At 56.4% G+C, this 15,169-nt stretch carries 15 protein-coding genes; 9 read left to right on the forward strand and 6 right to left on the reverse strand.

What is annotated here, in order from left to right:
* Positions 1–19: 19 nt before the first annotated feature.
* The 4 genes from AC07RZ_RS22015 to folD all read right to left on the reverse strand — a co-directional run bounded on the left by AC07RZ_RS22015 (position 20) and on the right by folD (position 4,121).
* A complete protein-coding gene (locus AC07RZ_RS22015) occupies positions 20–445 on the reverse strand; it encodes a DNA polymerase III subunit chi (protein ID WP_144742318.1) in 426 nt (141 codons plus the stop codon).
* Between the two features lie 26 nt (positions 446–471).
* Entirely contained in the window at positions 472–1,086 is a 615-nt protein-coding gene (locus AC07RZ_RS22020; RefSeq protein WP_494669581.1) for a glutaredoxin family protein, read from the reverse strand.
* A 105-nt stretch (positions 1,087–1,191) separates the two neighbouring features.
* Entirely contained in the window at positions 1,192–3,270 is a 2,079-nt protein-coding gene (locus AC07RZ_RS22025; RefSeq protein WP_494669582.1) for a M3 family metallopeptidase, read from the reverse strand.
* Between the two features lie 5 nt (positions 3,271–3,275).
* A complete protein-coding gene (folD, locus tag AC07RZ_RS22030) occupies positions 3,276–4,121 on the reverse strand; it encodes a bifunctional methylenetetrahydrofolate dehydrogenase/methenyltetrahydrofolate cyclohydrolase FolD (RefSeq protein ID WP_092398972.1) in 846 nt (281 codons plus the stop codon).
* Positions 4,122–4,474: 353 nt separating this feature from the next.
* Here folD and gshA point away from each other — a divergent pair, with 353 nt between their 5' ends.
* The 6 genes from gshA (at position 4,475) to AC07RZ_RS22060 (ending at position 11,086) form a co-directional block, all read left to right on the forward strand.
* On the forward strand, positions 4,475–6,061 hold the full coding sequence (gshA, locus tag AC07RZ_RS22035; RefSeq protein WP_494669583.1) for a glutamate--cysteine ligase: 1,587 nt from the start codon (positions 4,475–4,477) through the stop codon (positions 6,059–6,061).
* A 459-nt stretch (positions 6,062–6,520) separates the two neighbouring features.
* Positions 6,521–7,819: a class I SAM-dependent methyltransferase gene (locus tag AC07RZ_RS22040; RefSeq protein WP_494669584.1), complete on the forward strand. Its 1,299-nt coding sequence runs from the start codon at positions 6,521–6,523 to the stop codon at positions 7,817–7,819.
* A 74-nt stretch (positions 7,820–7,893) separates the two neighbouring features.
* Positions 7,894–8,499, forward strand: a complete 606-nt coding sequence (locus AC07RZ_RS22045) for a GNAT family N-acetyltransferase (protein ID WP_494669585.1) — start codon at positions 7,894–7,896, stop codon at positions 8,497–8,499.
* A 215-nt stretch (positions 8,500–8,714) separates the two neighbouring features.
* Entirely contained in the window at positions 8,715–9,275 is a 561-nt protein-coding gene (locus AC07RZ_RS22050; RefSeq protein ID WP_494669586.1) for a sugar O-acetyltransferase, read from the forward strand.
* Positions 9,276–9,599: 324 nt separating this feature from the next.
* Positions 9,600–9,950: a hypothetical protein gene (locus AC07RZ_RS22055; RefSeq protein ID WP_494669587.1), complete on the forward strand. Its 351-nt coding sequence runs from the start codon at positions 9,600–9,602 to the stop codon at positions 9,948–9,950.
* A gap of 323 nt (positions 9,951–10,273) precedes the next feature.
* On the forward strand, positions 10,274–11,086 hold the full coding sequence (locus tag AC07RZ_RS22060; protein WP_494669588.1) for a crotonase/enoyl-CoA hydratase family protein: 813 nt from the start codon (positions 10,274–10,276) through the stop codon (positions 11,084–11,086).
* 170 nt (positions 11,087–11,256) lie between these two features.
* On the opposite strand, the gene AC07RZ_RS22065 is transcribed toward AC07RZ_RS22060, so the two are convergent.
* Positions 11,257–12,159 (reverse strand): LysR family transcriptional regulator, encoded by a 903-nt coding sequence (locus tag AC07RZ_RS22065; RefSeq protein ID WP_494669589.1) that lies wholly within the window; start codon positions 12,157–12,159, stop codon positions 11,257–11,259.
* A gap of 101 nt (positions 12,160–12,260) precedes the next feature.
* Between AC07RZ_RS22065 and AC07RZ_RS22070 the strand changes: the two genes are divergently transcribed.
* Together AC07RZ_RS22070 and AC07RZ_RS22075 are read left to right on the forward strand one after the other, a co-directional pair.
* On the forward strand, positions 12,261–12,878 hold the full coding sequence (locus AC07RZ_RS22070) for an FMN-dependent NADH-azoreductase (protein WP_494669590.1): 618 nt from the start codon (positions 12,261–12,263) through the stop codon (positions 12,876–12,878).
* A gap of 368 nt (positions 12,879–13,246) precedes the next feature.
* Positions 13,247–13,870 carry a LysE family translocator gene (locus AC07RZ_RS22075; RefSeq protein WP_494669591.1) on the forward strand — a complete coding sequence of 208 codons (624 nt, stop codon included), beginning with the start codon at positions 13,247–13,249 and terminating at the stop codon, positions 13,868–13,870.
* A 223-nt stretch (positions 13,871–14,093) separates the two neighbouring features.
* Here the strand turns inward: AC07RZ_RS22075 and AC07RZ_RS22080 are convergent, their stop codons facing one another.
* Positions 14,094–14,555: a MarR family transcriptional regulator gene (locus AC07RZ_RS22080; RefSeq protein WP_144742310.1), complete on the reverse strand. Its 462-nt coding sequence runs from the start codon at positions 14,553–14,555 to the stop codon at positions 14,094–14,096.
* Positions 14,556–14,609: 54 nt separating this feature from the next.
* On the opposite strand from AC07RZ_RS22080, the gene AC07RZ_RS22085 reads away from it, so the two are divergent.
* Complete coding sequence (locus tag AC07RZ_RS22085) at positions 14,610–14,978, forward strand: VOC family protein (RefSeq protein ID WP_092398957.1); 369 nt, start codon at positions 14,610–14,612, stop codon at positions 14,976–14,978.
* Positions 14,979–15,169: the final 191 nt, after the last annotated feature.

The raw sequence follows: 15,169 nt of genomic DNA on the forward strand, positions 1-15,169 counted from the left end.
CAGATTCCTCTATGTCTATCTATACATTGTCAGCAACGAAATGGGTCAGGGGATAACCGCGTTGCTGGTAAAAGCGGTAGCGCTCGCGCCCGCCGGCCTTGTCGTCGTCGGCCAGCGAGATGATTTCGAACATTCTTTCGAAGCGGGCGAAATGCTGCGGCGTACTGCCGGACAGGTTGACCAGGATCTGGTGATGCGGCCATTCGATCTCTTCGTCGGCGGCCAGGATCACCGGGGTTTGCGCCGCCAGCGGATCGCCGGCCCTGACGTGGGGCAGGAAATCGTGCTCGGAAAATGTCCAGAGCGCACGGTCAAGCGTCGCCAGGTCCTCGGCATTGCTGCCCAATATGACGACCTGGCGCTGCGCCGCGCGTGCTTTACGCACCAGTCGGCAGGTGTACAGGAACTTGTCCGAAATATTGGTGTGAAAGTCGATTTGCGTCATGGGGGTAATTGTCGGGCGGTAGCGTCTTAAAAACGGAAGCCGGGCGGCGCATTGCCGGCTGCCGGCGGCGTGTCGCCATTGGCGGTGCCGGCGGCGGCCGGGGAGGCGCTCTTGCCGGGCGCGGCGGCGGCCGGCGCCGCGGCGACCGGGGCGGCATTGCGATAGGTTTTCGGCAAGCGGCTGGTTTCCGGGTAGCCGGCCGCTGTCAGCGCGGTGCCCCAGGCGCTAGGGGAAAAGCCGCTTTCCTTGTTGCGGCCGACTGTCAACAAAGGCAGCTGGCTTTCGCTGGTCACCTTGCGGAAGGCGGCAATGTCTTCATTGCTCTTGATGGTCTTTTCGCTGAACGGGATGCCGCGTTCGGTCAGCATCTTGCGGCCGTCGTCGCAGGGAATGCATTTCTCCGAGCTGTACAGCGTGACCGGGCTGTTCTTGACTGCCTGCGCCAGTTCATATGGCAAGCCGTCGTTGACGTCGCTGATGCCGGCGCCGGTTTTCTGTTGCGTCACATTGCCCTTGGCCGGCGGGATGTCGCTGTAGGTGACTTTGCCGTCAGGGCCGGTCGATTTGTACAGTTGCGCTTGCGCGCCCGCGGCCAGCGTCAGCAGAAAAACCGTTGCAGCGAATTTCGTCCCAGCTTTCATCCTTTTTCCCCTATTGTAAGAATCGCCGTTGTACAGCGAAGGTTTGGTAGTGGTGTTGCTTCGATCCTGCTTGTCTTTACGCTTCTTTGCCGCCGCGTTGCCTACTCATGCCGCCATGCCGCTATGGCGCAGCAAGGCGTCTATGTTCGGTTCGCGTCCGCGGAAAGCCTTGAACGATTCCAGCGCCGGGCGCGAGCCGCCGACGGCCAGGATTTCGGCGTGGAATTTTTTCCCGGTTTCCGCCGAAACCACATTGCCGCCGTGCGACGCTGCTTCTTCAAACGCGCTGTAGGCATCGGCCGACAACACTTCGGCCCACTTGTAGCTGTAATAGCCGGCAGCGTAACCGCCGGCAAAAATGTGGCCGAACGAGTGCTGGAAACGATTGAAAGGCGGCGGGCTGATGACGGCGATCTTGCTGCGCACCTGGTTGATCACGTCCTGCACGCTTTGGCTGCCGTACGGATCATAGTCGTCGTGCAAGCGCATGTCGAACAGCGAAAACTCGACCTGGCGCAAAGCCTGCAGCCCGGACTGGAAATTCTTGGCGGCGATCATCTTGTCGAACAATTCGCGCGGCAACGGTGCGCCGCTTTCCGCCTCGGACGTCATGTGCTGCAGCACATCCCACTCCCAGCAGAAATTCTCCATGAACTGCGATGGCAGCTCGACCGCATCCCATTCGACGCCGGAAATGCCGGAGACGCCGATCTCGTCGACCTGGGTCAGCATGTGATGCAAGCCGTGGCCGAACTCATGGAACAGGGTGATCACTTCGTCATGCGTAAACAAGGCCGGCCTGGCCGCGCCGTCGACCACTGCCGGCGCAGTGAAATTGCAGGTCAGGTAGGCGATCGGGGTCTGGATTTCGCTGCCGAGGCGGCGCCGGGCGCGCGCATCGTCCATCCATGCGCCGCCGCGCTTGCCGTTGCGGGCATACAGGTCGAGATAAAACTGGCCGATCAGCTTGCCGTCTTTCTGGATCTTGAAAAACTTGACGTCGGGGTGCCACACCGCGGCCTGGTCGGCGCTGATGTCGACTGAAAACAGTTTCTGCACCAGCTGGAACAAGCCTGCGACCACCACCGGCTCCGGGAAATACCGTTTCACTTCCTGTTCGGAAAAAGCGTAGCGCTGCTCGCGCAGTTTTTCCGCGGCATATGCCAGGTCCCAGGCTTCCAGCGCGGCCAGGTCCAGCCGTTCCGCCGCGAACGCGCGCAGTTCGGCCAGGTCTTGCTCGGCGAACGGCCGCGCGCGCCGGCCCAGGTCTTCCAGGAAGTGCATCACTTCGGCCGGGGTCTTGGCCATCTTGCGCACCAGCGACAGCTCGGCGTAGTTCTTGAAGTCCAGCAGTTTCGCTTCTTCATTGCGCAAACGCAGGATATCGACGATGTTGGCGCTGTTATCCCATTCCGGCTTTTCGCCCAGCTCGGAGGCCTTGGTGGCGTTGGCGCGATAGATTTTTTCACGCAAGGCGCGGTTGTCTGCGTATTGCAGGATCGGAAAATAAGACGGGAAGTGCAGCGTGAACTTGTAGCCGGGCTTGCCGTCCTGCTCGGCGGCGGCGCGCGCCGCCTGGCGCACATCGTCCGGCAGCCCGGCCAGCTCGGCTTCGTCGTCGACAAACAAGCCGTACGCGTTGGTGGCGTCGAGGATGTTTTCCGAGAAACGGGTAGTCAGCGCTGCGTGTTTTTCCTGGATTTCGGCGAAACGGGCTTTCTTGGCCGGCGCCAGTTCTGCGCCGCCCAGCCTGAAATCGCGCAGCGCATTGTTGACGATCTTGCGGCGCGCTTCCGACAGCTCGGCAAAGTCGAGATTGTTCTTGATTGCCTTGTACTTGTCGAACAAGGCCAGGTTTTGCGCCAGCGCGGTCCAGAACTCGATCAGTTTCGGCTGGTTTTCGTTATAGGCGGCACGCAGGTCCGGCGTGTCGGCTACCGCATTCAGATGGCTGACGATGCCCCAGGCGCGGCTCAGCTTTTCCGTCACGTGTTCCAGCGGGACCACAAAATTGTCCCAGGTGACGGTGTCGGTCGGCGCTTCCAGCAAGGTCACCACGGTCTGCGCCTGCTGCAGCAGCGCCGCGATCGCCGGACTGATGTCGGCCGGCTTGATCTGGTCGAATTTGGCCAGGCCGGTAAAGTCGAGCAGGGGATTGCTGGTCTTGGTAGCGGTAGATGTCATTGCAATTACATTCTTTCTGCGGCTTCGATGGTATTGACCAGCAGCATGGTGATGGTCATCGGGCCGACGCCGCCTGGCACCGGGGTGATGTAACCCGCCACCTCCTTGGCATTGGCAAAGTCGACATCGCCGCACAATTTGCCGTTATCGTCGCGGTTCATGCCGACGTCGATCACGGCGGCGCCAGGCTTGACCATATCGGCGGTGACGATGTTGCGTTTGCCGGTAGCCACCACCAGGATATCGGCCATGCGCGTGTGCAGTCCCAGGTCGCGGGTCTTGGAATTGCAGATGGTGACGGTGGCGCCGGCCTGCAAGAGCAGCATGGCTTGCGGCTTGCCGACGATATTCGAGGCGCCGACGATGACCGCATGGGCGCCGCGCACCGGGAAATTCACCGATTCCAGCATTTTCATCACGCCGTAAGGGGTGCAGGGGCGGAACAGCGGCTGGCCGGTCATCAGCAGGCCGGCGTTGCTGATATGAAAACCGTCGACGTCTTTTTCGGCGGCGATGGCTTCGATCACCTTATGGGCATTGATATGCGCCGGCAGCGGCAGCTGCACCAGGATGCCGTTGATCTTCGGATCGTGGTTCAGTGCATCGATGCGCGCCAGCAGGGCCGCTTCGGTCAGGTCGGCGTCATATTTTTCCAGCACTGAATACAGGCCGTTGTCTTCGCACGCCTTGACCTTGTTGCGCACATACACCTGCGAAGCCTGGCTGTCGCCGACCAGGATCACCGCCAGGCCGGGCTGCTTGCCCTGCGCGGTCAGCGCGGCGGCGCGTTTGGCGACGTCGGCGCGGAGTTGTTGGGAGAGGAGATTTCCGTCGATCAGTTGGGCAGGCATAGTAATGGCAATGGAAGATTGAGAGCAAAGCAGGATTATAAGGGGTGCGCGCGCCGAAGACTGCGCTGGTGACGTGTTGCCTTGTGGAAATTTGCGAATTTTTGCTGTTTACTTTGTTATCGGCCTGCGCAAATCCATTGTAAATTGCCGATTTAATAAAATTAAGCCTCGCCCGGCGTACTTCCCGGGCTTCCGGACGATTGTAAATTGCTGTCCAGCCGACATCCAACGCGTTCTTTCATTTTCGGCTATTCTCGCCTTCTACGACATCTGCATGTCACCGGCCATGCCCGAAATAATGCAACAGGCGGCCGCATGGCAGAGCTGGCAAATTTGAATAAAAGGATGCTGAATTGACAGATCATTACACTCGCCGGCTGGCGCTGCTAGGACAAGAGCAGCATCGCGGCTTGCTAGGCCAGGGCCTGCGCGGCATCGAACGGGAAACCCTGCGCGTCGAGCCTGACGGCCGGCTGGCCTTGACGCCGCACCCGCGTGCGCTGGGTTCGGCGCTGACCCATCCGCAGATCACGACCGACTATTCGGAATCGCTGCTGGAGTTCATTACCCCGGCCGAACACGATATTGCGACCGCGCTGGCCGAACTGGACGCGATCCACCGTTTCGTCTACACCAAGCTGGGCGACGAACTGCTGTGGAGCCAGTCGATGCCGGCCCACCTGCCGGCGGAAGAACAGATCCCGATTGCCTGGTACGGTACTTCGCACATGGGGACCTTGAAGCATGTCTACCGGCGCGGCCTGGCGCTGCGCTACGGCAAGCGCATGCAATGCATCGCCGGCATCCACTACAACTATTCGCTGGCTGAAGGGGTGTGGCAGACCTTGCAGCAGGCGGAAGGCGCCGGCGGCACCGCGATGCACTTCCAGTCGGAAAGCTATATCGCGCTGGTGCGCAATTTCCGCCGCTACAGCTGGCTGCTGATGTACCTGTTCGGCGCTTCGCCTGCCTTGTCGAAATGTTTCCTGGACGGCCGCCAGCACCGGCTGGAACAGCTGGACAAAGATACGCTGTACCTGCCTTACGCCACCAGCTTGCGCATGAGCGACCTCGGCTACACCAGCGAAGCCCAGGCCCGCCTGACGCCGCAGTTCAACAGCCTCGACAGCTATATCAAGAGCCTGGCGCGGGCGGTCAGCCAGCCTTATCCGCCGTACGCCGAAATCGGCACCCACCGCAATGGCGAGTGGGTGCAGATCAACACCAATATCCTGCAGATCGAAAACGAGTACTACTCGACCATCCGGCCGAAACGCGTGATCAATTCCGGCGAGCGGCCGATCCAGGCGCTGTCCGCGCGCGGCGTGCAATACATCGAAGTGCGCTGCATGGACATCGACCCGTTCGAACCGATGGGCATCAACCTGGAAACCTCGCGCTTCCTCGACGCCTTCCTGCTGTTCTGCGCGCTCGACGACAGTCCGGTGACCAGCGATGAAGAAAGCCTGGAAAACACCGAGAATTTTTCGCGCGCGGTGAAAGAAGGGCGGCGTCCGGGCCTGCAGTTGCGGCGTGACGGCAATCCGGTCGGCCTGCAAACCTGGGGCAAGGAATTGCTGCAGCGGATCGGTTCGGCGGCAGCCCTGCTCGACGCCCAGCGCAGCGACGGCGCCCATGCGGCATCGCTGGCGAAACAAAACCTCAAGCTGGAGTCGGTCGAACTGACGCCATCGGCGCAGGTGCTGGCGATCTTGCGCGAGAATCAGGAATCGTTCGGCAGCTTTGCGCTGCGCCAGAGCAAGGCGCACGCGGCTTATTTCCTGGCGCATCCTCCGAGCCCGGAAGAACGCAGCTATTTCGAAACGCTGGCGGCCACCTCCCTGTCCGAACAGGAAAGCCTGGAGCGCAGCCAGACCGGGGATTTCGATACTTTTGTTGCGGCTTACCGCGCCAGTACGCTGGGCAACATGAGTGTCTAGCAAATACACCATCGGTTAATCTTGTGGCGCCGGCGGCTTACGCGGCCGGCCGGGTTCTTGCTGGCTTGAATGCGGAAGTGCCGGTCGCGCATCAATCTGAAAAACGCCTGTGGACAGAATAGCCTGTGCAGGATATCGGGGAACTGCACTCATGCTCAAGCTATATATGTTTGTGGGCACAGGTGTCCAGCAATACTGCGCCCCATATTGCAGTCCGAGCCAAATCTCGATAAAAACAAACCGTTAAGCTGGTTTTCATTCCGCAATCCCTATTCAGCGCGTGCCTGCAAAACCTTGCCAGGCCTTGCTGGCTAATTCTTTGCAGAACAAGAGGCAGCCCCAGGTAGATTTTGAGAAAACTCAAATATTTCTGATAAAGTCACCCAGCTTGAAGGGCCGCAGTCGGCTGTGGATTCAACCGTTTCCCCGTCACTCGTCTTTAACTAGGTATTTATTGATATGTCAGCCAACTATCTTCCCCACGTACGGGATCAGTATGAATCGCTGCCTTACCCACCGTGCAATCCGCAAGACGAAAAAAAACAGTTGATACAGACATGGCTGGAAAGCCTTGCAATGATCAATCACTATTGTTTTTCTGGAAAACAAACGTTTCAGGAGCATTTTCGAGTCTTGGTGGCAGGCGGTGGAACAGGAGACGCAACAATTTACCTGGCAGAACAATTGCGAGGCACCGACGCCGAGATCGTCCATCTGGACTTGAGCTCGGCAAGCATTGCAATCGCCCGAGAGCGCGCCGAGATAAGGGGTTTGAAAAATATCACGTGGATCCAGGATTCTCTGCTGAATCTACCGCTGCTTCAAATCGGGAAGTTCGATTACATTAACTGTAGCGGTGTTCTGCACCATCTTGAGGATCCTGACGCAGGATTGCACGCGCTGCGCGCCGCGCTCAAGGATACTGGCGCAATCGGCCTCATGGTATATGCCACTTATGGCCGAACCGGCGTGTACCAAATGCAGGAACTGATGCGTTTGATCAATGGCGAAGAATCCGATGCCAACGCCAAGATCCGGAATACGAAGGAGATATTGAGCAGCATACCTGGGTCCAACTGGTTTCAGCGTGGCGAGGACCTGCACCATGACCATAAGCTGGGCGACGCTGGCATCTACGACTTGCTGCTGCATTCCCAAGACAGGGCCTATACGGTTGGAGAGCTGTTCGGCTGGATACAAGACGCACATGGCCTCAACCTGGAACTGACGGACGTCGGGCGAGGAAGATCCGCGTATCTTCCACATATGATTTTAGGCAAAAAGCCGCCAAAAAATCTGGGAACCTTGAAAGGCCTGCCGATGCAAAAGCAATATGAAATCGGTGAGCTGTTGATCGGCAACGTCATCACCCATTCATTTTATGTGACACGGTCGGCCGCATGCAAAGCGCCGTATGGCGATGTTGACTACATTCCGTTTTTTTATCACGAACCGCTAACGGGCTTGCTGATGGCGCAGGTATTTAGCGCCAACAAAGGGCGGCCGTTCGCTCTTAATCACCAGCACTCAGAAGTGAGCCTGATGGTGAATCCTGGAAAATATGGCGCAAAAATCCTGCACCATATCGACGGCAAACGCACCTTTCAACAAATATTCGATGCAATTCGATCCGCGTCGGGAGCAGGCCAGGCGGCGCCGAGCAACCAGGATTTTTTTGCTGATTTCTTTGAGTCGTTCGACACGCTTAACGCACTGGAACGGCTGCTATTACGGCACGTTTCGGTGACAGAGCGTTGATATATTCTTGGTACGACCGGTGGCGGCTGCATGGCGTGCGCACGATGCTTATCGTGATCGCTTGAAGCAGGCTTATGACCGCAATCGGCTGTGGATTCAACGGGTGCGGCCAGCTCAAAACGACCAAAAGCGGTCGGTTGCAATTCCTCGCTCAATACAGAAAAATCATGACTACTCTTGAAACAAAGCGGCTGAAATTGATTCCACTTTCTGACGAACACCTGGTCGGCTTAACGGCGATTAATAGTGACCCAGAGGTCATGACTTACATCGGCAACGGCACCCCAATGTCTGAGGCTGAAAGCCAAGCGATGATCGATCGCGTAAAGCCGAGATGGACTTCGCACGGATTCTCATGGTGGGGCGTTTTCCGTAAAGACGACAATCTGATGATTGGTGCTGCGACATTGCAACCATTGGCTGCTCAGACAGGCGCCGTCCCAGAAATCGGTTGGCGGTTAAGGCGAGACTGTTGGGGAAAGGGCTATGCGACTGAAGCTGCCGAACGGATCGTTTTGTTCGCAAAGGAACTGGGCATTCCTGAATTGGTGGCCGTCGCAAATCCTGGCAATATTGCCTCCATTGCGGTGATGAAGCGGCTTGGCATGCAGTATCGCGGCATCGAAACCCACTACAACGCTCCATGCGCAGTCTACCAAGCAACCCTGAGTGTCGAATGACTATCCGCAAAAGGTCGAAACCGGTTTGTCGCGACAGGCTCAAAACGGCCAAAAATGGTCGCCGGTTATCGACATCAATTCGATATTCGTTTGGTAACATGAATGCGACTGTATTATCGCCCGCCACTTCCGCCATGTGGCTACACGCAACAAGTCTCGGCGCGGCCATCGTGCGCCGAAACGCTCGCTCACCCGTAACCCAAGGAAAATAACGAATGCCGAATGACGGTCGCACCAAGATAATTTGCAGCAGGACGCCCGAATCAGCGGCCATGTTGGCAAACATCAAACGAGCGATGGCGATCACCGCCAGACTTAACCGTTTGACGTTCAACGATGCTGACGAAATTCGGGCCTTGTTCAGCGAACTTATTGGTAAAAAGGTAGACGAGCGCTTTTTACTGATCCCGCCGTTTTATACTGCCGGTGGAGACGAAATCCGCGTTGGGCAGAATGTCTTCGTAAATCAGAACTGCACTTTCTATGATCTTGGCGGCCTCGACATCGCAGACGATGTGATGATCGGGCCGAACGTGAGTATCATCACGGCGGGCCATCCCCTTGAACCCTCGCGGCGACGCAGCACCACAATCGGAAAGCCCATCGTGATTGAGAAAAACGTGTGGATCGCAGCTGGTGCAACTATCATCGGCGGCGTAACGGTGGGCGAGAACTCGGTCGTCGCGGCGGGTTCGGTTGTCACCAAGGACGTTCCCCCGAATACTCTTGTCGGAGGAAATCCGGCGCGGGTCATTCGTTCGATTGGCGACGGCTGAGTGAACGTCCGCAAGGGCGAGAGACCCGATTCTCACGAATGACGCAATTCGGCGTGGAGCGGACGCTTAAACTTGCCAGGTTGAATTCGTACGAAGTTTGAGATTTACTTTATCAATCTTCTTAATGACTATATGGCCTTATATTTCAATCTCGCCCACGGGACCAAACCGTTCGCAGGCTCGAATCAATTCCCGTGGCCATTCGATATCGATATTTGTTTTTAGGCAGTCCCACAAAATGGCTCATTCAAAGTGATGGAAAGTAGTCCTGAGCTCGAAGTCTCCTCGAGATCAGAAATCTCTCTTTCCATCAAGAAGAGATCGTTGTTCATCCAAACAGCCACGCCCAATTACGCCATCGCAAATATCGATATTGAGCAATATCAATACCGAGGAGGGCATTTCTATCTAGTTGGCTTAGAGCTCTGGTCATTTGGACACTCTGAAAACACTCAGGACTACGAGTACAGGATTAGTACCAATTTACTGACTGGCAATAAGATCGATACAGCAAGTAACGTTTTTAAAGGGAAACGGATGCAGCGTACTCTGAAATATAAAGTGCCGACTCACGCCCTTCGGCGATTCGATCAGGATCAGGATAGCAAGTACGGTCAAATTGCGGAACGTGATGTAGAACAGAGCATCAAAGAAGCCTGGCTCCTGGCGGAGTAAGCGCCTGCCTCCCTTCATAAGACGTATCGCGACGGCTACCGGCTAGAACCGGACAATCACCATACTTACCGATATTGGTGGGTAACTTCTTGTCAGGTCTCAGAAATGATTGAAAAAGATAATGTGGAAGTACTTGCGGACTGGCCTCAACCGAGTAGTGTCGGTGAACCACGACTGCGTTCAGGCGACGGCCCATTACGTATCTTGTATGCGACACCGGATAATTTGATTGCGTTGGTCGAGTTTCCGTTATGCCATAAACTTATTTACGGACACCCGACCTGAATGCATTATCTTTACACAATCGTATTGAAAGCTTTCAAATGACTTATAAAACTTTATCTGTCAGCCTGGCACAGAATATCGCCATTGTCCGCTTGAATCGCCCTGACAAGGCCAATGCGATGAACATGGAGATGTGGCAAGAGATTCGTACTGCTTTCGAGTGGGTGGACGCCACTCCGGAGGCACGGGTGGCTATTCTCGAAGGAGAAGGAAAGACATTCACTTCGGGTATAGACCTGCAAATGATGATGGGGCTGGGAGCACAAATCCAGAACGAGTGCGATGGTCGCAAGCGCGAAGCCTTGCGTAGCTTAATTTTAAATTTACAAGACACGCTAAGCAGCCTGGAGCGCTGCCGCAAGCCGGTATTAGCCGCTGTGCATGGCGCCTGTGTCGGCGGCGGTATCGATTTGATCACCTGCGCCGACATGCGTTATTGCTCAAGCGATGCTTATTTCACCATTAAGGAAATCGACATAGGCATGACCGCTGATGTTGGCACGCTACAACGGCTGCCAAAGCTCATAGGCGAAGGCATGGCGCGTGAGTTGGCCTACACCGCGCGCAAGGTAGATGCTGCGGAGGCCCGCGAAATTCATTTGGTTAACCGTGTATTCGAATCCCGCGAAGCGCTACGCGAGGGGGTGTTGGAGATTGCCGCCAACATCGCAGCAAAGTCGCCTCTCGCCATTCGTGGCGCCAAGGAGATGATTACCTACGCACGCGACCATTCGGTGGCTGATGGCCTGAAATACATTGCCACTTGGAACGCAGCAATGCTGATGTCTAATGATTTGCAAGAAGCTATGATGGCCAACGTTGGTAAGCGCCCCCCTGAATTCAAGGATTGATTGGATGTGGCAGTTTATGTGTAACCACCTTCGGTCGAAATTTGCTTGTCCCGGTCGTCTCAGAACGGCCAAGGGCCGGCGGTCAGATTAACTTCTGAAATTTGGCTTAGGGCACATGTTTTGACGGTGAGCTGATCGTTGACAGGGTGGAACATGGCATATGTACCAGGTCAACTAATGAAGAGTCGCTGACGCAAGTCGTTCAAAAGCCAGGTTCCGAGCGGTCCCAGAGGTTTGTTGCGGATATGAGCCGCATATATTAGCAGGCGCGTGCTGGGCACGATTTTTTGATCGTGGGTTTCCAGAAGCACTAATCTTCCGTCTTTCAACATCGGCTCTACGATGTGTTTCGGCATCTTGCACCAGCCGAGTCCCGCCAAAAGAAAATCAAGCCGTCTTCCATTGTCGACGAAACGCCATAGCCTCGGGCCGACGACGCCATAATTCGCGCCATCCTGGGCAATGGGGTCAGATAAAACCAGCTGGACATGTGCTGCGAAGTCTGCCGTTTCAAGCGGTCGATCGATCTTGGCCAAAGGATGATCGGGAGCCGCGACGGGCAGCAATTGCAAGTCCATCAATGGATAGGCCATCAGGTCGTCAGGAACGGACGGCAGCAAGAGACACACGCCCAGCGCAGCGCTCCCATCTCGTAGCCGTCGTTCGGCGCCCCCTAAACCTTCCGTCCGGAAAGTCACGGGGACGTCAATGTAGGTCTCGCGTAGGGCGTGCAGACTTGCGATCAGCGGTTGCGAGGGGATCAGCGGATCGATTGCCAGGGGCAACTCGGCTTCCAATCCCGCGCGTGAGCCGAGCGCTAGCGATTCAAACCGTTCCGCGCTGAAAAGCACCAGACGGGCTTGATCAACCATCATTTTACCAATCGCAGTAAGGCGGGGCTTATGTTCGCTGCGGTCGAAAAGGGTGACTCCTTGCGTATCCTCCAAGGTCCTGATCATTTGACTGATCGCCGACTGCACCCGTCCCAGACGTCGTGCTGCTGCTGAAAAGCTGCCTGAATCGGCAATGGCGACCAGCACTCGCAGCTGATCTAATGTGAGCGAACCAATCAATCTATCACCTCAGATGATAAAGATCATCACATTTTAATCACTTCCGCGAATACTTTCCAGACATTACGATGGACACACCTTAATCTTTATCGGAGTAGAAAATGACGAATCTTCTTGTAATTGAGGCGAGTCCACGGGGCATGGGCTCTGTTTCGCGCGACATGGCCGTTGAATATGTCGATGAATGGCGACGCGCTAACCCCAGTGGCAAGGTTATCCAGCGCGACCTTACGAACACCCCCTTGAAGTTTACGGATGCGCCTTGGCTCGCCGCGTATTTCACTCCGTCGGACAAACAGTCAACTGAGATGAAAGATGCGCTGAAACTCTCGGATGAGCTCGTCGAAGAGCTTTTGACCGCTGACGTTGTCGTCATTGGCACCCCGGTCTACAACTACAATGTCCCGGCCGTTTTAAAGGCTTGGTTCGACCATATCGTACGGAAAGGCATTACCCTTGGTTTTTCGGGTGAGGGGCTTTTAAAAGGCAAGCGTTGCACGGTATTGCTGGCTTCGGGCGGTGTCTATACAGAGGGATCGCCTATTCGAGACCGGGATATAGCAACGCAGTGGCTGCGCCTCATCTTGAATGTCCTGGGTATTGAGAATATCGAATTTGTAGCGGCAGGCGGTACAAAGGTGATCGACCTAGGTGAACAGTCTCGATCCGAATACATGGCGTCGATAATCCCGCTGATCCGAGACGCGGTGAATCCGTAAAGCGTCAGTTAAGTCATGGATGGGGCGCCGCCTGGCGTACAGACGGTGCTACACCTTGACGCTTGCTATATTCTCTACCAGTTGCCGCCTTGGTTAAAAAAAACTGCGGCGATAGTCCTCGTTTCCACGAAGATAAGTAAGGAGCACTATGTCCGATGATTTTGTGACGGTAGGGTCGAGCTCTGACTTTTGCGACAGGCCGTATGCGGCCAATAACGGTCATTCAAGATCTTGCCCAGATGTCCAAAAAGATATTGGCAGATTTAAACTAGGCCCGTAACTCTGTTCAAGAGTTAGGAACTCGCCGCCCAATTTTCTGGCACCGGTCAAATTTGCGAAATGAAATTTAAATCACGTTAGGGCTCAAGATGATCGAACTCTCCACACTCCTGGCTTTCACGCTACTCAATATGAGCTTCGCTCTGATTCCAGGACCCGACGTCATCTGCATCCTGTCTAATTCAGTCTCACGAGGCGCGTCGGCCGGTGCACAGGTCTGTGCCGGCATCGCTTGTGCGGCGTTAGTGCATGCAGGGGCCGCGACCTTTGGAATCACTGCGTTTCTGGCATCAGTACCCACGGCATTTGTCGTTGTAAAGGCCATCGGAGCTATCTATCTCTGCCGGCTTGGGTGGCAAATGCTGCGCAGCCCTGTCTCTGTCGCCACAGAGCCGTCCAGAATCCGTCGGGCATCACCTTTCGCACAGGGCGCTGTATCCAATCTGCTAAACCCAAAGGTAGCTCTCTTCTTTCTCGCCATTCTTCCTCAGTTTATCAATCCGTCTCTGGGCAATCCGGGGCTACAAGCAGCGGTTCTTAGCTTAGTCTCCATCGCATCGGGCACCGCGGTAAACCTCTGTACCGCAGCGCTTGGCGGTCGCGCACGGCATTGGCTTCTGGCCAAGCCAATGCTTTTCCAGCGCTTTCAGCAGTTTGCCGGCGCCGCACTTGTTGGCCTTGGAGTCAAGGTTGCCTTGGAGCGCGCACGATGAGCCCTAACCACTCCGTCAAGGGAACCTGCCCGCGGTGGGGCCCTTGCATCGAACGTTAAAGTCTGCTCTTTGGAGTCGTCACAGACCTCCATGGGTCGAAATCAACGTGTTGCGGCCGGCTCGAAACGGCCGCACCCGGTCGGCAGCGGATGGTCGCTTTCGACTGGGCTGCCCTGCGGCACATCAACGTGTCGCGATCCCTTATCTAACCTTACACATTCAGCTAGCTGTCAGACGGCTCGTCGTCTAGCGCGGCAGCACAGCGCTTGAGCAGCTCGCAAAGAAGCCGGGCCTCTTCGGTTGACAGCATGGAGAGCATCTGCCGTTCCACCGCGTCGGCGGCTTTCGCGCCATCGGCGACGGCCTTTTGACCTACCGTCGTCAGCTCGGTCATGATGACCCGGCCATGCTCTGGGTGCGGGCTCCGCACAATCAGGCCTCCGCGTTCGAGATTGACTAGGATCGCCTGCATGGTCTGCGGCGTCACGAACGCCGCGCGAGCCAACTCGGCATTCGAGATTCGCGGATTGCTGGCGACGGCAAGCAGGACTGCGTTCTGAGGTGCGGTGATGCCGAACCGCGCGAGTTCGGCATCCAGCCGTTGCCGCAATCGATGTTGCGTGATCTTCAGGTTGTAGCCAATCCAGTCGACTCCACTTCGAGGCGTCAGTTTTGCAGTTGACATATCAGGGCCCTTACATTAATATCAGTACACTGATATTACTTGATAGGAGCTAGTATGACAACGCCAATCGGCCCCGACTTCATCGCCTTGCAGGTGCGCGACCTCGCCGCATCTCGCAAGTTCTACGTCGAGATCTTCGGTTTCGAAGCCTCGGCGCACTGTCCCCCCGGAGCGGTCATTTTCAAGACCGAGCCGATTCCGTTGGCGCTACGGGAGCCTCTGCGTGCGCTTCCCGAAGCGGGGCCGCTCGGTGTGGGCATGGCGCTCTGGATCGCGTGCACGGATGCCGACGCGCTGCACGACCTCATTGTCAAGCGAGGCGGCGCGATCCTCAGCCCACTCGCAGACGGCCCCTTCGGTCGCTTCTTCGTCGCTGGTGATCCCGATGGCTACGCGATCACCTTCCATACGGCACGGAGCTGACCGCAGTCTGCGCTTTACAGCCACCGGGGACCTCGAATGCCGTCGTCGACTCGTTCGACGACTACCCGCGAGATAACGGGCGATTACATTCACGCGGCTGTTCAAACGCCACAATGCAACGCGGTAAGGCGTAGGGCGTAATAGCGAAGCGTATTACGCCGTATGTTTGATCGATATCATGCGGCATTCTC

This window comes from Collimonas sp. GW821-FHT07E08 (assembly GCF_059418905.1).